Source organism: Chitinivibrionales bacterium, from assembly GCA_035516255.1.
GTDB lineage: Bacteria > Fibrobacterota > Chitinivibrionia > Chitinivibrionales > FEN-1185 > FEN-1185.
On sequence record DATJAL010000027.1, the window covers coordinates 1 to 19,865 of the forward strand.

The following is a 19,865-nucleotide window of genomic DNA, read 5'->3' on the forward strand; positions in this document are numbered from 1 at the left end:
AACCTGCCGGAGTCTGGACGCCATAACCGGCACTCGTGTCGCGCCCCGCGTGGGCGCGTGGATTGAAACATCATGTACCGGGAGCAGGAGCCGTACCTGGTCATCGTCGCGCCCCGCGTGGGCGCGTGGATTGAAACAGATCGTCCGACGGCTGTATTTTCCGCGTCGTTATGTCGCGCCCCGCGTGGGCGCGTGGATTGAAACGATATAGTGCCGGGGGTTTCCCAGAGCGCGCCATAGTCGCGCCCCGCGTGGGCGCGTGGATTGAAACATCATGTACCGGGAGCAGGAGCCGTACCTGGTCATCGTCGCGCCCCGCGTGGGCGCGTGGATTGAAACCTGAAAGTCCGCTTTATCGGCACGGCCCCGCTCAGCGGGTCGCGCCCCGCGTGGGCGCGTGGATTGAAACATGACTACCACGGCCTTGGCGCTCGTGATCTCATGTCGCGCCCCGCGTGGGCGCGTGGATTGAAACCGCAATGAGGCCAACATAGAAGCAACAGGGACGATCCGGTCGCGCCCCGCGTGGGCGCGTGGATTGAAACATGTCCGGCACCGGCACAGAGGACGGCGAGGCCCTAGTCGCGCCCCGCGTGGGCGCGTGGATTGAAACTATAATCGCGCAGCAGAGCGCGGGACATGTTTGGGTCGCGCCCCGCGTGGGCGCGTGGATTGAAACACTGGCGGGAAAAATATCGTGCCAATGTCAGATGTGCGTCGCGCCCCGCGTGGGCGCGTGGATTGAAACTTGACAACGGGAACCACGTGCCGCTCGTTGCTGGTAGTCGCGCCCCGCGTGGGCGCGTGGATTGAAACGGCGACGGAACGCAGCGTATCGCAGACGTATTCGGTCGCGCCCCGCGTGGGCGCGTGGATTGAAACGAGCCGGCCATCAGAATTTATCCATCGCTTCCTGGTCGCGCCCCGCGTGGGCGCGTGGATTGAAACCGGTTCACGGTTGATAAATTAAAGTCTGTTTTTTGGTCGCGCCCCGCGTGGGCGCGTGGATTGAAACTTGTTGTAAAGGGCGCGCCGCGCGAGCTCTGTCTCGAGTCGCGCCCCGCGTGGGCGCGTGGATTGAAACCTGTAGAACACTTCGAGCGATGAATAGTTGTCCGGTCGCGCCCCGCGTGGGCGCGTGGATTGAAACATCTCAAGAAAGATAAGGTGGTCGCGGCCTCGGTCGCGCCCCGCGTGGGCGCGTGGATTGAAACATTCCAATTAGCGGGTCTGCCTTGTTCGGACTTTAGTCGCGCCCCCCTTTTAAATCCCGGATCAACAAAAATCAGTGTGCAACGATATTCCTTTTGAAGGTAAAAGTGTAGAAAAAATGTACGTTTTTGCTTGTACTAGTACCGGATTTGGGGGGTTTTGGTAGTTTTTCAAAGGAGTGCCGCCGCCGCTTTTGGGCATCAAAAAAGCCCCAAATTCCGCTAATTTCGCGGAATTTAGGGCCTTTTAAGTGGCGGGCTGGACGAGGCTCGAACTCGCGACCTCCGGCTTGACAGGCCGGCGTTCTAACCAAACTGAACTACCAGCCCCCTTACAATTTTCCTGCACACAACCGAGGCGGTATATAATCTGGGCGTTGTAGGATTCGAACCTACGACCACCTGCTTGTAAGGCAGGTGCTCTATACCAACTGAGCTAAACGCCCGAAGGCTCAGCGTTTCTTTTCGGTGTCCTCTTTGCCCCTGATCACGATGGCGATGGGCAGCAGAACGCAATAGACCCCCACCAGGATGACCGGCGCGACGCTCCACGAAAGCTGGTTGGTCACCGGCCCCTGGCCCAGGCAGATGTAGCCGAGCACGAGCAAGGCAAAGCTCAGTCCGAACAGTTTATAATTCAATGCGCCGAACATGTTCCACCTGTTAAAAAAGATGTATTAAATTAGTTGAAATGCCTCCACGTGTCAACATCAAATTTTAAGCGTTGACACGATCTTCTCTTTTTCCTCGTCGGTTTTCGCGTCGCGCAGGAGGCACAGCCGCTCGTTCGAGGCGCGGACCGCTTCGTTGAGCAGGTGCGCGAGGTTCTGCATCTCGTCGCCCTTTCGTAACGAGATCTTCTCCGCGTAATTCCCGTCGATGATGGCCTGGCACGCCTTTTCGAGCCGGTAGATGGGGCCGGCGAGCTTGTGCGAAAAGAACACGGTGAGCAGGGCGATCTGGGCCGCGATGAGCAGGATGCCGACGCCGAAAATCACGAGCAGCGACGAGAGCACGGCCTTGCGGTACTTTGCGTCGCTCGAAAAATCGCGCACATACTTTTTAATGTCAACCAGCAGCGCCTGGTAGGCCTCGGCCGGAGGGTTCGGATTGTCCTGGAACTGCGTGGCGATTTTGTTCTCCACCTCCTCCTTGATGGTCCGGGTGGTGGTGTTCACGATGCTCTGCGACGCGTAGTAGAGCGTGATGAGAAAGAAGACGAGCAAAATGAGCATCGGGACGAGCAGGGTGAGCATGTAGCGTCCCTGCATCTTGCGGTCGATGAAGAAGTGCTTTCGCACGAACCCTTGCTTATTGTTCACGTTTCAGCTCCTTGGTGTCTTTTATCTCGCGTGTATGGAATATTCCCTGCAAAATCGGCATGAATCCCTCGGCGATGTCGTCGAGGTCGCGGAACGTCAGGTCGCTTTGGTCAAGCTGGCCGGCGAGGAACTTGTCGCGGATGATCTTCTTCACGAGCTCGCGCAAAAGGCGCGGCGACGAGGTCGCGAGGCTGCGCGATGCGGCCTCAACCGCGTCGGCGAGCATGATGATGGCGTTCTCGCGCGTCTGCGGTATGGGCCCCGGATACTGGAAATGCTCCTCCTGCACCTGGTGGTGCGGGTCCTGCTGCCTGGCCTTCTCATAAAAATACGATACGGTGCTGGTGCCGTGGTGCTGCAGGATGGCGTCCTGGATCACCCGGGGCAGTCGCGCCGCCCTGGCCAGTTCCACCCCTTCCTTGACATGCGCGGAAATGATGAGGGCGCTCATGCTCGGCGCGAGCTTGGTGTGCCGGCTCTTGTCGTGCGCGTTTTCGATGAAGTAGTCGGCCTTGTTGAGCTTGCCGATGTCGTGGTAATACGACGCGACGCGGGCGCGCAGCGAGTTCGCGCCGATGCGCTCGGCGGCCGACTCGGCGAGGTTGCCCACGAGCACGCTGTGGTTGTAGGTGCCGGCCGCCTCGATCGACAGGCGCTTGAGCACGGGATTGTTCATGTCCGACAGCTCGATGAGCGTCATGTCGGTGGCGATGTCGAACAGGTTCTCGAATACCATGGTGGTCACCATGACGAGGAACACCGACGCCACGCAGTTGATAAGCGCGAGCCCCAGGTTCTCGAGCACCACGCCGGCAAAGAAGCGGTAGCCCAGCGCCTGCAGCACGATGATAAGCACGGCGTACACCAGGAACACCGGCGGCACCGCCTTGATGAAGTCCCAGCGGTAGCGGATGTCGCCGGTGAAAAAACCGGCCATCATCGAAGTGAGCAGCGAAAGCAGGAACATCTGGAGATTGAACCCCAGCGACATGCCGAAAAACACCGCGGTGAACAGCGACACGAGAAAGCTCGCGCGTATGTCAAACAGGATCGCGGCGAGCATGGCGCCCACCGAGGTGGGCACGATGTATTCGGGCACGAGCGCGCCCGACGAGGCCGACTCGAATAGGCGCTGCGCGACCAGGAGCCCCAGGCGAATGACCGCCGCCTGCACCACCACGATGGTGGCCAAGGCAAACGCGCGCTTCGGCGTGGCCACGATCTTCCACTGGAACCGCTTGAGGTAAAACGCGATGAACCCCAGAACGACGACCACCACGAAGCAGTTTCCCGCATTGGCGGCCTTCGAGCGCAACGCGTGGGTCTTGTAGTCCATCTGCTCTTCCGTTTTGCTCAGCGAATACAGGCGCTCCACGATGTCGGCGGTCACCACCTGGTTCTTCCGCACGATCTCCGTCTCCTTGATGACTTTTCCCTTGATCGGGAGCACGTCCTGCGCCGCCTTCTCCCTGCGCCGCGCGGTCTCGGCCTCGTTGACAAACACGTTGGGCGCCACCGCGGCGCACAGAAATTCGTAGACCGCGTTGAGCGCGGCCGGGTCGGCGCGCGGGCTGTCCTTGAGCGGCTTGATCACGGCCTCGAGCGCCTCCTCCTTCACGCGGATGTCCGACAGCGGCGCCGGCGCCTCGGCCGCGCCTTTGCGCAGCGTGACATAGTCCTTGTCGTACAGCAGGTACCGGTCGAACGGCGTGTTGAAACGCGCGCGCATGGCGTCGCGCTGGTCGCCGGTCTTCACGACAAGCGTGGCGCAGACGCCTTTGTCAAGCGCCCGGGTTGCGCCCTCGCAGGCCTGCTCCAGCAGCTGCGGGAACTTCTTAAGCGTCTTTACCGATGCGATGGAGAGCTGCCGGTTGAGCAGCTCGGCCGCGGCCGGCGGCAGTGAATCCCCCGGCAGCGCGCCGGACGAGGCGAAGAGCGCCCGCAGCTCGCTCAGCTTCCGGCGCATGAGTTTCGAGGCGTCCTGGCTCCAGTCGAGCACCAGGAGCACCTTGGCGGAAGCGTCCTTCTGCTCCCGCGCGAGTTCCTCTGGCATCTTGACCACATCGTAGGTGAAGGGCGCGATGATGGTCTGCTTGGCGATCTCTCCCTCGCGCGGCAGGTCGAACGGCTCAGTGGTTGACGAATAAGGAAAAAAGAGCGCGGCGCCGGCGGCGGCATAGAGCAGCACCGCCCAGAGGCCGAATACGCCTGCGGCCCGCTTGGCGGGAGTGCCGGAACGCCGTGTGCCCGCGGCATCCCGGGGGGCATGAGCGCCGCCCGCGCTTTTCTTCAGGAAAAAAGAAATAAGCCGGGAAACTGGATTCATAGGGCAAAGGTTCTTGCGAAAGGAGCGGCTGCATGGCGGCGGTCCTGCGCGGGCCGCTTTTGCGCACGCATGGTCGCCGCATCGGCGCGGGACATCGGAATGGCACAAAAATGCCGCGCCTTCGATGGATTGCCTGAGGAGAAGAACATCGTCACGGCATCGGTTATTTGCCGGTTTTCTGCATTACGCTGTCGCGCTCTTCCTCGGACTTCTTGAGTTCGGCCTGTTTCTGGTTGAGATCGGATTCCAGGCGCAGGCGTTCTTGTTTTAGGTCGGAGAGTTTCTTCTCCGCGCTCTCGGCCGCCTTCTTGGATTCGTCGAGCTTCGACAGGTCGTCTTTGCCCGGCTTCATGAAGAAACAGCCTGCGCCAACGCCGCAGCACGCGACAAAGGCGGCGGCGACCGCAAGCCGGAAGGCGGGCGGGACTTTCATTTGACGTCGGGTTTCTTCTGGTCGCGTTCTTCCTCAAGCCGCATGCGCTCCTGCCGGACGTCGTACACCTTCTTTTCGGCGTCTTCGGCGGCTTGTTTTGCTTCCTCGAGTTTCGACTGGTCGTTCTTGGCCTGCGCCTTGTTGCCGCCGCACCCGCCTATGCCGCACATTGCGATAAGCGCTGCGAAAACGACGAATTTAACCAGGTTTATTCCTCTCATGGCTGACGGCTCCTCCTTTTGACAGCGAACTTTTATAACAAAATACAGCTTAATAATAGTTTGTTCAAATTGGCGGAGTCAAGTAAATAATCCACACGCATATTGTTAAGAAAGAGTCGGGCGCCCCGCTGCTGCGCAGCGGCGGCCGTCCTTCCGGTCTCGGCCTTCGGCCTCGGGCCGTCACGGCCCTAGGTTTTGTTGGGGCGGTTCGCGGACCGCCCCAACAAAACAGGGTCCGGGCGGCACCGCGCTCCAGCGCGGCCTCCAGTCCTGCCTGGCGCTGGGCATAAGTCAATTACCATTCTTGTTTTTATTCCCCTCTCCTTTCGGAGAGGGGCTTGGGGATATAGGTCAAAACGAAAAGGGAAATCGAACAATTTAACGCTTGATTTTTCTTACAGCGCCGTCAGCACTGCACACGCCAGAAAAAATCACGATAGCAACATCCTGCTAATAGTTCCCCACCTCATTGCGCCTTGAGGAAGCAGCAATGAATCTGCGACCCTTATAAACTGCATGCCCGCGTTTTTGGCCGCCGCGCCGTCGGTGTCGGCCCGGTCTCCGAGCACCAGGATCTGGCCGGGGGCGATGCCCCATTTTTCCGCAATGGCAAGCAGCGGCCTCGGGTGCGGTTTGAGCGCGCCCGCATCCTCGCACGACGAAACAGCGTCAAAGATCGTTGGGGAAAGCCCGAGTTTTTCGAGCCGCTCCTTGACGCAGCCGTAATCGGACAGAACCGCGAGCCTGACGCCTTTTTCCCTGAGCGCGCCCAGGAGCCTGCGGATGAAAGGCCGTGAGAAGCGGAAGAACGGCATGATCGCCACGAACGCGGGGTAAAACCTGTCGGTGATCCATTGTTTCGCCTGCTCCGCCGGCATGCGTTCCCCGCGGCCGAACTCGCCGCCGACCGCGGCGAGCAGCCGTTCGCGATCGCCCATGTCACGGCCGGCGAATTTTTCGCGCACCGCAAGAAACCGGGGCAGCCGCATGCCGCCGGGAAAAAGCCGGAAGAATATGAGCGGCTTCATGAACCACCGCAGCACGTAGAGCGTGCCGTCAAGGTCGAAGATGATGCCGTAAAACGGCGACAACGGTGTCGTGGCCATGGGCGTCAACCCTTCCGCGTTTCCCTGCCGGCCCTGTAGATATTGTCAAGAAGCTTTTCGAGCAGGGGAAGCGGCGTCGAGGAGAAGGCGATGCGGATTAAGTTTCCGAACGCGATGATGCCGGTGTCGTATGCCGCAAGGAGTTTCTGCCGCACGGCCTCGGCGTTGCCGGCCGCAAGCTCCACGCACATGAAATACCCCGAGTTGAACGGAAGCGGCCGCATCACTTCGGCATATTCGGGATGCGCCTTGAAAATTTCACGCATTTTCTGATATCGCGCCCTGAGCATGCAGTACTTCGCCTGTTTTTCCTGCCAGTACTGCGGGTCGGCGTAGGCGTTGAGCAGCAGCGACTGGCCGATGTTCGACGCGTTGGAGATGTTCCCGCGGATCGCGCCGGCGAGCTTGGCCTCGAGCGCCCCGTATAATTGCGGCGTGCCGCCTTTTATCCCGAAGGTGACGAATCCCACCCTGAAACCCCACACGTAGTCCTCCTTGGTCGGGCCGTCGAACTTGACGGCCAGGATGCGCTCGTGCGCGTCCGCGAGCATGGCAAAGAGCGATTCCTTGATGATGCCGTCCCCATAGACCAGGCCGAAATACGCGTCGTCGACAAACACCACGATGTCGTTGCCGGCGTCTGCCGCCTTGACAAGCGCATCTTTTATTGCCTGCGCCTCCGAAACGGTCACGGTGTACCCGGTGGGATTGTTGGGAAAGTTCAGGAGCGCGATCTTTTTTCCTTTTGGCAAGCAATTGAGCCGTTTTGCCATTCCCGCGACATTGTACGCCTCGCCTTTAAAAGTCGGATACGTCGCGATGGAAGAACCGCACCCATGGCAAAAGATAAGGTCGTAGTTTTCCCAGTACAAATCCGGTATGACCACCGAATCGTTATTGCCGCAGAACAGATATCCGGCCATGGAAAGCCCGTGTGTGAGCGCGCTCGTCACCACCGGAAGGCTCACCTGCTTCCCAGCGAGCGACGGGTTCTTTTTGTAAAGCATGTCCTTCCAAATGGCGCGGATCTCCGGCCTGCCCGGGCTCGGCGCGTACGAGAAGATGTTCTTCTTCTGCAGGTTGAGCTGCTTCAACAAAGATTCCAGGCACATGGGCGAGCCGCTGTCCTCGAGCGCCGTGCCGATGGTGGCGTTGATCGCCTTGCCCGACGCCTCGGCGGTCTGGGCAAGTATCCCGCGCTTGGGAAAAAAGATGTTTCTCCCCTTTTCCGACAGCATGGCATGCACGTGCCTGTTTTCGGCTTTGATGATCTGGTTGAGCTGTCTTGCCTGCGCATCGAGTTTCATGGCTGCCGACTCCCCGGTATGCGTTGATGGGATGATAGAAAATGAGCCAAAGATTCATCGTCGTTGAGATGAGATCTTCGGCCGGAAAACGCTTTAAAGATATATTCAAAAATTTATAAAGGCCAGGATGTCATGAATATTAAGGCAGTCGGGGGAGAAGTATACCCCTTCGGGTACTTCCAAGGGGCGTCTCCCCGGCCTCGGCTTCCGCCGCCCGAAAAAAAGAAGGGCGGCGGCGATCCTCGGCCTCCCCTCTCCTGGGTGCGGCCGGGTACCATTTGATTCAAGTCCGAACCTTTTACTGGGCGCACCCTTGCAACGACCGATTACCACGAAATCACAAATAGATTCCATAATAATTTTCTTTCATGGCTAAAATATTTTTTCTTCTTCCGCCGTGTAAACTCTCCACCACTGCGGGATCGACAGCCACCCGAATGATCGCAGGCCAAGGGAGTACCGGCGCCAAAGAGGGGGTGCGGGTGCGGATCACCGCCGCCTCCGGCTTTCATTCTTCTTCCTTGTGAAGGAGGCGGTGGAAGCCGCACCCCAGGGGGAGACCTCCCCCATCAAATATTTTTATTAACAAATAATAATAACTAATCGCTAATCCCCGCCGCCTTCTTCAATTCCCTGAACACCCTTGACACTCTCTCCACTTGCCCCTTGGCCGGAAACCTTTCATAGAATCCCTCGTTGCGGAAGCTCTTCTGCAGCTCGGCCCAGCCCGAAAGGCGTTTTTCCCAGAGCTTGCCGCGTTCCTCTTCTTCCTCGGTGATTGCGGTGTCTGAAATCAAATACGGCAGTATGCGGAGCATGGCCTTGATGGTGACGGGCTTGGTGACCATGAAGTCGGGATTCCCCCACGCATCGCCCCACACGCGCTCGGCCGCCTTGAGAAAATCGCGCACCGCGCGGTAGTGGCGCTCGGCGAGCCGGCCCAGGTCGTCGGACTTCTTCGCAAGGCCCGGATCGTCCTCGGTGATCCAGCGGTGGACCTCGTTGAACAGCTCCGCCTGCAAAATCCATTTCTCCTGGCGCGAGCGGCCTCCCAGCCGGTTGATGCGGTAGCGCAGCGGGCTGTCGGATTCGGAATACAGTTTTTCAACGATCTTCGCCGCGAGCTTGCGGTCGGGCGACGCCCAGGAGACTTTTTCGTATAAGTCAATAAGATGGCTCTTGTTGATGCGCGTGGCCGTGGAATTGATGATCACGAACATCTCGGTGGCGAAGTCCTCGGTCTTGGCGTCGAAAACGATGCAGGGCACGTGCACCGTGGGCGCCTCGGCGGCCTTTTCCTTGAGGTAGAACTGCAGCGCCGCGAGCCGGTGCTGCCCGTCGATGATGAGGTACCTGCCGTCGGGATCGCGCAGGTTGCCCATGTTTCCTGTTTTGTCAATTGCGGAGAACTCCAGCTTCTCGCCGGTGAACAGCAGCACCGTGCCGGGGATGGGCGGCTGCGAGACCGCGGTGTCGTAAAAGTTCTTGATGGCCCTGATCTTCTGCCGCGACAGCGCGCGTTGGAACGCCTTGTCGGTCTTCTCGATTTTCTCGATGTACGCGGCGATCTCGTCGCCCTCCGGCACTTCCTCGGGCTTGATCGACTCGCCCTCGCCGTAAAAGCGGCTGATGAAGCGGACCTTTTCGAGCAGTTCCTCGGCCGGATACGAAACGAAATAAAACACCGCGTCTTTCTGGCGGATCCTTGTGGCGAGCATGGTAATTTCTCCTGATTTAAGGTCTTATTTATTGATAAAATAATAAAATGCAATCGGGGGAGAGGTATGCCCCTTCGGGTACTTCCAAGGGTCGTCTCCCCCGGCCTCGGCCTCCTCGCCCCTTACGGGACTGCGGGGTCCTCGGCAGCGCTTTCCGCCCTTCCCGGTTGGGCGGGCGCTTTCCTCTCCCGGGTGCGGCCAGGTAGCGACGGCAGCAAGCTTCATCCATCCGTTGGGCGCACCCGCGGAGATCTGTTGATAGGATGGAATACTTTTTTGTTATCACAACTAAGGTTCGATTGGCGGCACTGATGTACGTTGGGGAAACAAATCTTCGCTGCCGCGTTAGGCGGGACTGAAGGCCGTCGCTGGAGCGCGGTGCTGCCCGGCCCTCGCCGAAGGCATAAAGGGGCCGTGGCAGCCCGAGCCGAAGGCGAGGGGAACGCGCATTTTATTTATTAAATATTTTATTTCAGTCCACCCTTGAAATTAAACAAACACGATCCAGGATATTTTTTCTCGTTTTTATAGCAATCTACTATTTCATCCAAAACTTTTCCATCCGGCTTCATAAAACTCAAATCAATACAAAATGTCTGAATCCCCAATTCCTCGAACCATTGCCGCTTGTTGAAAAGGCTCGCGGTCTCTTCGGCCAGGAGATAATGCAGCCCGTTTTTCTCCCTTGTCATTGTTTGTCTTCCCAATCTGTCAACAACATGGCCCCCCGCCTCGAGCACGGGCCTTATCCGCGAAATGAACAGCGGCACATGCGTGAAAAGGTAGATCATGCCGTTTTGTGAAAAACAATTCCGAATATTCATGGAATCGTCTTCGAGCGAATAGGTGAAATGCGACAGCCCGAGGGCGGCGTATGAGGCCTGCGATGCACGGTTGACGCACCAGAGCAAATAATCGGCGCGCAGGCGTTTGACGCCGGGTTCGAGCAAAACATGCCCCAGGTTCTGGCACATGAGTCCGCACGGGCCGTCCTTGCACAGCGTCTGGATGATGCGGCGCCACGGGCCGAGGTCTTCCTCGGCAACGAACGGCGGCGGCTCAATATACGCCGCACGGCCGAGGCGTTCGCGCGCCGGGCCGTCGTGCATGAGGCGGCGCATGTCTTCTTTGTCAAAAGCGCAGACGATCCCGCCGATTTCAGGCTTGTTCACCAGCGGCAGCCAGCCGTACGAATCAATTTTGACAAAAAGTCTCCTGTCCCTGTTTTTGTCCGTTGTAATTTTTGCCATGCTGTCTTGCATGATTTTCCGCGCCTCGGGACAGCGTTCCCGGTACTGCGCGGGCCGCGCGGCCAGGTTCGTTTCTTCTTTTTCATTCTCACCGCCCCGGCCGACCAGATATACCGAATCACCGGGCAGGCACGCGATCTCCTTGTCAAGCGAAACCGTTAGCACACCGCCCTTGATTGAACAGCTTCTCACCGCCGCCATGACGCCTTCCCCGCCGCTCCGAGGCTGGACGCGCAAAAGGTCTCCCACATTTAGATCTTCATTTGAGATTATCGTGATTTCCCGCGGCGATGATTTTTCCACCTTTCCGATATAGATGCCGGTGCCCGCGGGATTTTTCGCATCAATGATCCCTTCCTGCAAGGCCCCCTCAAGAAACAGCCTGGTTTTTCTCCGGCCCATGTCATGGCGCAGCATTTCTTTTGCCGCGGTGGTCTTTTGCGGATTGTCAAGCGCCATCCGGTAAGCGGCCACAACGGTCCGTACGTACTGCGCGCCCTTCATGCGTCCCTCGATCTTAAGGCTGGCAACGCCCGCGTCGGCCAATTGCGGAAGCAGGTCGATGGCCCACAAATCATTGGGCGAGAAAAAATATCCGGCAGCCTCTCCGGCGGCAGGTACCTTGTCGAAGGCGCGCCTGCAGACCTGGGTGCACCTGCCGCGGTTGCCGCTCATGCCGCCGAAAAAGCTCGACGCAAGGCACATGCCGGAGAGCGAATAGCACAGTGCGCCGTGCGCAAACGCTTCGATCTCCACGCCGCCCGCCGCGCACAGTTTCCCAATTTCCGCGATCGTGAGCTCGCGCGCAGCCACGGCGCGCCGTATGTCGAGCCGTCTGCACGCTTCAAGCCCCGAGGTGTTGTGCACGCTCATCTGCGTGCTCGCGTGCAGGCGCAAGCGCGGAAAGTTTTTTCTGATTATGATGGCAATGCCCAGATCCTGTACGATGATCGCGTCAACGCCGATCTGCTCAAGCTGGTACAAAAAATGCACGGCTGACTCCAGCTCCGCCTGCTTGACAAGCGTGTTGAAGGTCACATATACCTTAACGTTCCTGTCGTGCGCAAACGGCACCGCGTACGACAGGGTCTTCACGGTGAAGTTCCGGGCGCGCAGCCGCGCGTTGAACCCGGTGAGGCCGAGGTATACCGCGTTTGCGCCCGCGTCGATGGCGGCGCGAAAGCTTTCCACGGTCCCGGCAGGAGCGAGAAGTTCCATTTTGCGGCGGGGTTTAGTATCTTTCATGATGGAATAATGACCGCGAATAGTTGATGCAATGAGGTTTTCTTGATGTGTCATGCCCGGCTACGACCGGGCATCCAGCGATTAATTAAAAAATACATGGATTCCCGCTTTCGCGGGAATGACAATCACAAACCGAAGTGGGAGGTATAAATGCCCCTTGTAAAAATGACCATCGTCGACCTGCTGCTCCGCACCGTGATCGGCGACAACGAGTGGGAGCGCGACGTGAAGCAGGACGTGATCCTGAACATCAGCTTTGAGTTCGACGCGTCAAGGGCCGTGGCATCGGACGCGCTGGCCGACACCGTGAATTATAAGCAGTTGAAACGGAAAATCATCGCCGAAGTGGAGAACTCGCACTACCGCCTGATCGAAAAGCTCGCGGCGCGGGTGCTTTCCATCGTCATGGAGGACCCGCGCGTGACAGGCGCGACCGTGCGCGTTGACAAGCCGCAGGCGCTGCGGTACGCCAGGAGCGTGGCGGTGGAAGTGAGTGAGAGAAGGTAAGACGGCCATAGAGGCACGGAGGACACAGAGAAGAAAAAGAGTTCATCGCAAAGAGTTCAAAGGACGTGAAGAGTAAAAAGCTCAAGACATCTCTGATGAATACTGTCTGATCTTTCCCGTTCTTTGCGACCCCACTTTCGCCACGGCAGGTTTCGAGAGAGGTTTTTCTCTACTCCCCCGCCACATGGACAAACGGCAAATTCGTCTCGGCGTTCTTGCTGCGCAATTGCAGAATGTAGCGTCCCGAGCCCAAGTTCTTTCCGCCAACATTGATTGCTATTTTCCCCAAGTTCGCGACGGCCTCGCCGGTAAAGACGATTCTTCCCCGTATGTCGAAAATGCGTATCTGATGGAGCCCCGGCAGCAGGTTTGCAATCACAAGCGCTCCGCGGATTTTACTCAACACCGGCTTTCCCAGCACTTCCTTTTTCGCAAGCGGCTGTGAAACCGGGTTTGCTGCTCCGGCGCCGATGGTTATTTCAGCGCGGCCGTCCGCGGTGTCGTTCCAGACATAAACAATGGCCTTGAGCGGTTTCTGGTATGATTGCGGAAGGGGAATGCTTACACTGTCGTGGAAAATACCCGAGACGGTGTCAATCGCGCTGTCGCAGAAATAAGACATGTTAAATCCTGCACTGGAGGCTGAATCGGAAGGTATGGAATCGCGGACGGTAAAGGTGACTGAGTAGTTTGTGTTTAAGGCACTGGCCTGGTGAGAAAGAATTAAATTAACCGGAGCAGAATCGGGCGAAGATTTGACAGATAGGTCGATAGCGCCGGTGCTAACACGAAGGGCCGGATCGCCCAACAAGAAATACTCGGCGGCCGGAGGTGAGGAATAAACCGTTGCAGTCATTAATGTCGCTTTTGCCCTCGCCAGAATAGTGCCCACGCTTGCATGAGAATTCTTTTTCAATTCGGAGAAAATAGCCTGTCCGATTTCCGCATCGGAGCTTGCATATGATTCAAAAGGATTGGCTATGTAAACAATCGCACCATTGTTCTTGCTAAAGAGGTATCTCTGACACATTGGCGTTAGAGATGGATTTTGAGCCCCCAGAATTGATCCGTTTGTCGATGTGAAGGACAGAAAAACAAATGGCATTGAGTCGTTTGTAAAATCCATAACACTTTCGCCATCCAAAGCAAATTCATTCGTTAGCTCCTGCGCGCCCCCGTATCCATAGAAAAATGCCCATCCAGTTCCATTATTAATTGACTCAATAATTGCCGATCTCGCTGCTGGTTTTTCATAAAATTGGTCCCACGGAAATGCCGAAAGGTAGCGTTTCCTGACCATGTACCCCTGCAGTGAATTATTTACTATCTCTTCGGCATTTGCCTGAAATACACTCTGCAGTGGGTCATTAATTCCCTTTTTTGCGCCATCGTCGGCAATTACAAGCACATTGTTACGCCAAGGACCTTTTGGGCGCGCAAGATCGAACCGCTTGACTTTTTCAACATACAGGCTGCAGAGCAAGGGCGTAGACGCCGGTATCCTGCCGATTGAAATACCAGTGTCGCCGGGTCCCATGAAAAAGTTTTCTGGAGGACTCGATGATGTAAGACTCGAATACCCATCATCGGAAATTGGGCATGGGAAGGGTTCCCCCCATGGAAGATCGGGTGACGGGTTGATATACACCATGTTTAAGTAATTAAGCAAGTCGTAGGTGTTAGTTGAATACCACGTCGGCATCAATCCATTGCTTGCAACGCTCGTGTCCGCCGGATTGAAGACAAAATTGTCCGTTCCAATAAGAACTAAATATTTAAAAGTCGATTTCCAGTTTGTCTTTGCCCACTTGAGCGCCGTCCACAATGTCATATTCCGGTGATTGTAATCATAACCCGGGAACGCCGTCAAAATGTCCTCCAGGTACGCCACCTTCGCGTTTTCCACGTCGTCGTACTTGAACGAGTTCCTGTGCTGCGCCAAAGTGACTGCCGGTCCGGCAAAATCTTTTGTCGCAATAATCAAGTAGTCGCACACAATCGTCGGGTCCTTGAAATTCGTAATCACCTCATTTGCGCCGTAGAGAGCGAATGCGGTGCTTGCAATGAGTACCGGTACCACAAAGATTTTTTTCATGCCCCGCTCCTTCCATTTGGTATTGATAAACGAACACAGAATTTATTATCGAATTATCTCTGTCTGTCCATTCTCGATCCGCACTATTCCCTCATTTGTGCCGACCCAGAGAACGCCTCTGGAATCAATCGCAATCGCGCTTATATTTGAGCCACTCGCGCCAAGGTCAATATTGACAAACCGTGATTCACAATAGAGAAAAAGACCGTTCGCTCCGCCGGCATAAAGGGAATCGCCGCCGGATGCGGCAAGGCAGGTAATCGCACCGGCCTGCATGCTGTCGGACGGCGCAGAAAGCGTCTTGCTGGTCCTGTTCCACAAACGCAATCCCTGGTTCGTTCCGATCCAGACGGAATCTTTTCCGCTGCCTACCATCGATGACACTGCAAAGTCATTGAGTTCATCAATCGTGTTCCAGACATTCGCGCTGTCGCGCCAGTACATGCCGTGCATGGTTCCCACCATGATCTCCTGCTGCAGGCATAAAATTGCTGTAACCGCGGTTAATTCGTTTTGAGAAGATCCCAAGCCGCCTGCTATAAGGGCATCATTGCTGGTGATTTGGTTGACGCCCGCTTTACCATAAAGGAACAATCCCTGCGGAGTGCCGAACCACAGGTTCCCTGTCGAGTCGGACGCAAGCGCGGTAATATCCGTGATGGGGGGATAACTCAAAGACGTAAGATTTTCCGTCAGGCTGTCATTTCTGATGCGTGCCAGCCGCAACGAAGTACCGATCCATATGGTGCCGCTTTTGTCAACGTTTATGCAATTGATGCGGCTGCTCGACAATCCGTCATACAGGCCGTAGGCGCGCCAGGCTCCATTGCTCAGGCATGCAAGGCCGTTTGTGGTCCCGATCCACACGCCGGACGTATCGGAGGCAAGCGCCGTCACGGAGCTGCTGATTAACAGGAACGGATTTCGAAGCGTGTCCGACTGCCCTTCGCCGATGGTGAGGGTTACCGGAATGTCAAAATAGCCGTTTGACCGGGTCACCGCCTTTGCAAGGTATGCTCCGGGCGCAAGGTCCTGAAAGAAAAAGGAGCCGTCGGAAGCGCTGACCGGCGCGTAGATGCGGCTTCCCTCAAGTACGATGTACCCGTTTTCCAGGCTCCTGCCCGATGAATACAGCGCGGTGCCCGCGATCGAGCCGCACTTTTCAAGCGCTATCTTCCCGATGGTGTCGCCGGGGTTTCCGGAAATGTAAATTGAATCGCGATAGGCCTTGTTTGCGCCGCTGTCGGCGAACAGGTTGTACCGGCCCGCAAGCACATTGACAAAAAGGTATCTGCCCATGCTGTCGGTCTGTCCGCTGCACAGCATGAACGATCCCGGCGGGGGCTCGAGCTCGTTGTAACCGGCCGGCACGAGCGTGACCCTTGCGCCCGCCACGGGTTTTCCGGTAAGGCCCACGACCCGGCCCGCGGTTCCGTTTCCCGTTTCGGTGCCGCACCGCATGGGCTCGGTGCCGCAGGAAAGCAGCGCAGCGAACACCGGCAATAGGAGTAACGTTCCGAATGTTTTCATCGCTGCGCCCCGCGCGTGGATTTGCTCAACGGGAATATCTGGAAATTTACCTGAAACACGCGGTCGCATTCAGGGTCCATGTTCTCCACCTCCAATATCTCCTTTCTCAGCGTCCTGACCTTGTCCTTGACAAGGGCGAGTCCTTTCTGCGAGAGGCTCACCGTGCAGGTGGAGATGTCTCGTTCGTCGGAAGGAAACCGTTCGATCGCCTCGCCGGCGAGCGCGATGGTTGACTTCTGATAATTCGCGATGGCGATGGACCGCCAGTTTTCGCCGACCGTCACGAACTTGTCGGTGGGCAGATAGCACCCTTTCCCGTCTTTACGGATCATACCGAGCCGGGCAAGCAGCGCGACCGCGCGCTGCGCCTCCCCCGGCGTGATCGGCGGGGCGCACATGCGGCCGAGCGCGCCGTAATCGCCGCAGAATCGGTAATGGCTCAGCAATTCCCGTATTGCAATGTACTTCCACGATTCGAACAGCGCGTAACGGTCCGCGAGCAGGGTGATCACCTCGGACTTGTTGAACGAAACCGCCTTTTCAAAATAAAGTTTTTTTTCCTGGTCGCTCCCGGCCTGTTCGAGGCTTACGAGCAGGCCAAAATACGCGGTTTCCCGCTTGCCAAGCTTGAACACCTCCGCGACCGGCGCGACCATTTTTAAGGTGAGATTCCGCTTTCCCTGAAGGATGCGGACAAAGGTGCTGGCATTGATCCCAAGCCGTCGCGCGATGAACCGGTAGGAGAAGGCCGCATTCACCGCCTTCCGCGCCTTATAACCGTCGCGGAGGAATTCGCGGAACGAAAGGTATGCGAAAACTGATTTCACAAAATGCCTTTATAACGGGTCGCGTTCTTTACCAAATATACCGTCGCAGCAGTTATCCGACAATGTCATACAACAATAAACGTTGCCGGTTTTGGCAACAGTAAAGGGGATCATTCTTTTCTGTTTAAGAGTAGGAATACGTTGCGGAATGTCGTTTTAATGTCGTATTTAACAAAAGGCAGTCTGATTTATGGCAACACTATCGCATGAATCAATCGGTAAGAAAATGATTTACCAAATAAGAAGAATCAGCGGAACGATATTTTAAAATAAAAAAGGCCCGGCGTTAAAACCGGGCCTGACTTTTCGGAAATAATAGTTATCGCCCTAAAATAACGGGAACCTCACGCCGACGCGGATCGCCACGTTGGTGGCCGGGGTCTTGGGGGGCGGAGGGCTGCCGGCTTCGTCTTCGTGGTAATAAACAGGTTTTATATAGCTATTGGGAAATGTTGAATTTGAATAGGTGGTTTGTGTCGTGGTAAAACTCATTTGTTCACAATATAGTTCCCCATACAGAATGATGCTCTCAGTAAGGGGATATTCTGCTCCCAAAGAACCTATAAAGGCCAGGGCTGGATTGTTGCCATCGATTGCTTTTACGGAGTAGTTTGTCGTGGCAGTAGTTTGGGTGATATCCGCCGAAGAAAAAGCGAAATACAGGCCAATGCCGAATCCGGTGTATACATCAAACAGGTCGAATACCTGGAACTTGGGTTTCAACAGCGCCTTGATGCCGAAGGTGGTCCATCCGTAATTAGCAGTCGTTTTGGTTCCAACGCCATCATCCTGGATGCTGCTGATGCCGGGGACCCCGAAATTGAAGCAGAGCCCTCCCTGCACGGCCAGCTTTTCCATAAGCAGGTAGTCGGCCCCTCCTTCGAGCTTGATCCCCCATCCGAAGTTCCGGTAATGGTCTTCACGCTTGATAAGGCTCCCCGCATCGAAGGTCTGCGATGGGTCAAGGTAACTGCCGCCCACGCCGAACCCGTATCCGGTGGTGATATACAGATCGAACTTCTTTTCCGGCCCGTATTTCGCGAAGCAGCCGGCCGCAAGCATCAGCACCGCCATCATCACCCCTGCCCATCGTGCCATGGTCTCTCTCCTTTGTAAAAAGACGCCCCGCGCCTCAGGCATACACGCGGTAATTTATATGAGGAAATATATTATTGTGCGATTCGAGAAGCGAAAGAAAATTCTCGTCGATGCGCTCTTTCTGGATGTCGTCGTACAGCCGGTTGAAGTTCGCGATGTGCTCCTTTGAGCGCCGCACCGCGTATTGCACCATGGTGCCGGTCTTCATGATGAACGCCCAGTCGCTCGACTGCGCGAGCAGGAGCTCGCGCGCCATCTGGTTGAGCGCGCGGTGGAGCACGGCGTCCGGGTCGGTGTGCGCGCGCGCCACCTCCACCATCCGTTCTTCCATTTTGTGAAGGTGCCGGTAGAGCCAGTCGTTGCTGCCCTCGAGCCACACCTCCGAATAGCCCTTGTAGCCCCAGCTCGAGAACGAGGGGCTGCAGAGCTGGTTGCGCGGGTTGGCGGTGAGGTAGTCCGACGCAGTGCACAATGCGACGGTGCTCTGGTCGTAGGCGATCTTGCGCACGAGGAAATCGAGCCATTCGGGCCCTTCGTACCACCAGTGGCCGAACAGCTCCGCGTCGTATGGCGCGACGATGAGGGGCGGCCGGTCCATGATGGAGGCGAGGTATTCCACCTGCTTCTCCCGGTTGAACATGAAATTGCCCGCGTGCTCGGCGGCCTTCGCCAGCGCGGCCTGGCGATCGTAGGGCTCCTTGCGGTCGTTCTTGCCCGTGATCCGGAAGTATTTGATGCCGGTGTTGATGCGCGTGCCGATGGGGTCGATGTAGGGCCTGATGTAATCGATGTCGAGGTCAAAGCCGATGTCGCGGTAGAATTCTCGGTAGTCAAAATCGCCGGGATAGCCCTCCTTGGAGCTCCACACCGATTTCGACGACTCGATGTCCCTGCCGAACGCGGCCACGTGCGTGCCCTTGCAGAACACCGGCGCGAACACGCCGTATTTGGGCCTCGGCTCGCCGAACAGGATGCCGTGCGCGTCGCAGAAGAAATAGAGGATGCCCGCCTCCTCGAGGAATTTCTCGAGCCCGTTGTAGTACCCGCACTCGGGCAGCCACATGCCCACGGGCTTCCTGCCGAACGTCTCGCGGTACGACTCGACCGCCACCTGCACCTGGGTCCGCACCGCGTTGGGGTTGAACTGCATGGTCGGAAGGAACCCGTGGGTCGCGCCGCAGGTGATGATCTCGAGCACGCCCTGATCCTGGAGCGCCTTGAAATTCTTGACGATGTCGCAGCCGCTGGCGTCCACGAACATGCGCCGGCAGGCGGTGAATTTGTCAAGATACATCTGCGCCACGGCGTGGAACGCGGGCTCGCTTTTGGTGCGGACGCACTCCTTGCCGGCAAGCTCGATGAGCCGGTCGAGGTGCCGCACGTAGCGCTGCTGCAACAGGCCATCGGTGAGCATCGTGGTGAGCGGCGGGGTCATGGTCATGGTGATCTTGAAGGGCACGCCGTCGGCGGCAAGCTTTTCGAACACCGCGAGGAGCGGAAGATAGGTTTCGGTGATCGCCTCGAACAGCCAGTTTTCCTCAAGGATGTAGTCGCATTCCTGGTGACGCACAAAGGGAAGGTGCGCGTGCAGGACGAGGCAGAGGTGGCCTTTCGGCTCATGAATGGGTGCGGCGGCGTTCATCGTATTCCCAGAAAGAAAGGTGCTGCG

General features: G+C 57.1%; 16 protein-coding genes, 2 tRNA genes and 1 CRISPR repeat array. Of the genes, 1 reads left to right on the plus strand and 17 read right to left on the minus strand.

Annotated features, from left to right (window positions below; translation table 11 throughout):
- Positions 1-37: 37 nt before the first annotated feature.
- A CRISPR array of direct repeats spans positions 38-1,214; the repeat unit is 32 nt; unit sequence GTCGCGCCCCGCGTGGGCGCGTGGATTGAAAC.
- A 249-nt stretch (positions 1,215-1,463) separates the two neighbouring features.
- The 12 genes from VLX68_07755 to VLX68_07810 all read right to left on the minus strand — a co-directional run bounded on the left by VLX68_07755 (position 1,464) and on the right by VLX68_07810 (position 12,139).
- A tRNA-Asp gene (locus VLX68_07755) sits at positions 1,464-1,541 on the minus strand.
- 41 nt (positions 1,542-1,582) lie between these two features.
- A tRNA-Val gene (locus VLX68_07760) sits at positions 1,583-1,657 on the minus strand.
- Between the two features lie 6 nt (positions 1,658-1,663).
- Positions 1,664-1,864, minus strand: a complete 201-nt coding sequence (locus tag VLX68_07765; protein ID HUI92126.1) for a hypothetical protein — start codon at positions 1,862-1,864, stop codon at positions 1,664-1,666.
- Positions 1,865-1,921: 57 nt separating this feature from the next.
- Positions 1,922-2,533 (minus strand): hypothetical protein, encoded by a 612-nt coding sequence (locus VLX68_07770; protein ID HUI92127.1) that lies wholly within the window; start codon positions 2,531-2,533, stop codon positions 1,922-1,924.
- Positions 2,523-4,859, minus strand: a complete 2,337-nt coding sequence (locus VLX68_07775) for an HDIG domain-containing protein (GenBank protein HUI92128.1) — start codon at positions 4,857-4,859, stop codon at positions 2,523-2,525. The genes VLX68_07770 and VLX68_07775 overlap by 11 nt, the downstream gene beginning before the upstream one ends.
- 163 nt (positions 4,860-5,022) lie before the next feature.
- The gene (locus VLX68_07780) at positions 5,023-5,292 is read right to left on the minus strand and encodes a hypothetical protein (GenBank protein ID HUI92129.1); all 270 of its coding nucleotides are present in this window, start codon (positions 5,290-5,292) and stop codon (positions 5,023-5,025) included.
- Positions 5,289-5,513 carry a hypothetical protein gene (locus VLX68_07785; GenBank protein ID HUI92130.1) on the minus strand — a complete coding sequence of 75 codons (225 nt, stop codon included), beginning with the start codon at positions 5,511-5,513 and terminating at the stop codon, positions 5,289-5,291. The genes VLX68_07780 and VLX68_07785 overlap by 4 nt, the downstream gene beginning before the upstream one ends.
- A 431-nt stretch (positions 5,514-5,944) precedes the next feature.
- Positions 5,945-6,619: an HAD family hydrolase gene (locus tag VLX68_07790; protein ID HUI92131.1), complete on the minus strand. Its 675-nt coding sequence runs from the start codon at positions 6,617-6,619 to the stop codon at positions 5,945-5,947.
- 5 nt (positions 6,620-6,624) lie between these two features.
- Positions 6,625-7,926 carry an aminotransferase class I/II-fold pyridoxal phosphate-dependent enzyme gene (locus VLX68_07795; protein HUI92132.1) on the minus strand — a complete coding sequence of 434 codons (1,302 nt, stop codon included), beginning with the start codon at positions 7,924-7,926 and terminating at the stop codon, positions 6,625-6,627.
- 337 nt (positions 7,927-8,263) lie between these two features.
- On the minus strand, positions 8,264-8,419 hold the full coding sequence (locus tag VLX68_07800) for a hypothetical protein (GenBank protein HUI92133.1): 156 nt from the start codon (positions 8,417-8,419) through the stop codon (positions 8,264-8,266).
- A gap of 106 nt (positions 8,420-8,525) precedes the next feature.
- Positions 8,526-9,644, minus strand: coding sequence for a DGQHR domain-containing protein (locus tag VLX68_07805; protein ID HUI92134.1), 1,119 nt, complete (start codon positions 9,642-9,644; stop codon positions 8,526-8,528).
- A 467-nt stretch (positions 9,645-10,111) separates the two neighbouring features.
- On the minus strand, positions 10,112-12,139 hold the full coding sequence (locus tag VLX68_07810; GenBank protein ID HUI92135.1) for a peptidase U32 family protein: 2,028 nt from the start codon (positions 12,137-12,139) through the stop codon (positions 10,112-10,114).
- 150 nt (positions 12,140-12,289) lie between these two features.
- Here VLX68_07810 and folB point away from each other — a divergent pair, with 150 nt between their 5' ends.
- Positions 12,290-12,646: a dihydroneopterin aldolase gene (gene folB, locus VLX68_07815; protein ID HUI92136.1), complete on the plus strand. Its 357-nt coding sequence runs from the start codon at positions 12,290-12,292 to the stop codon at positions 12,644-12,646.
- Between the two features lie 169 nt (positions 12,647-12,815).
- Here folB and VLX68_07820 read toward each other — a convergent pair whose 3' ends face one another.
- From VLX68_07820 to VLX68_07840, 5 genes are all read right to left on the minus strand, one after another.
- The gene (locus VLX68_07820; GenBank protein ID HUI92137.1) at positions 12,816-14,741 is read right to left on the minus strand and encodes a C25 family cysteine peptidase; all 1,926 of its coding nucleotides are present in this window, start codon (positions 14,739-14,741) and stop codon (positions 12,816-12,818) included.
- Between the two features lie 45 nt (positions 14,742-14,786).
- Positions 14,787-16,271 (minus strand): two-component regulator propeller domain-containing protein, encoded by a 1,485-nt coding sequence (locus VLX68_07825; GenBank protein ID HUI92138.1) that lies wholly within the window; start codon positions 16,269-16,271, stop codon positions 14,787-14,789.
- Positions 16,268-17,098 carry a TIGR02147 family protein gene (locus VLX68_07830; GenBank protein HUI92139.1) on the minus strand — a complete coding sequence of 277 codons (831 nt, stop codon included), beginning with the start codon at positions 17,096-17,098 and terminating at the stop codon, positions 16,268-16,270. The genes VLX68_07825 and VLX68_07830 overlap by 4 nt, the downstream gene beginning before the upstream one ends.
- 327 nt (positions 17,099-17,425) lie before the next feature.
- Positions 17,426-18,196, minus strand: coding sequence for a hypothetical protein (locus VLX68_07835; protein ID HUI92140.1), 771 nt, complete (start codon positions 18,194-18,196; stop codon positions 17,426-17,428).
- Between the two features lie 34 nt (positions 18,197-18,230).
- Positions 18,231-19,838, minus strand: a complete 1,608-nt coding sequence (locus VLX68_07840) for a 1,4-alpha-glucan branching protein domain-containing protein (GenBank protein HUI92141.1) — start codon at positions 19,836-19,838, stop codon at positions 18,231-18,233.
- Positions 19,839-19,865: the final 27 nt, after the last annotated feature.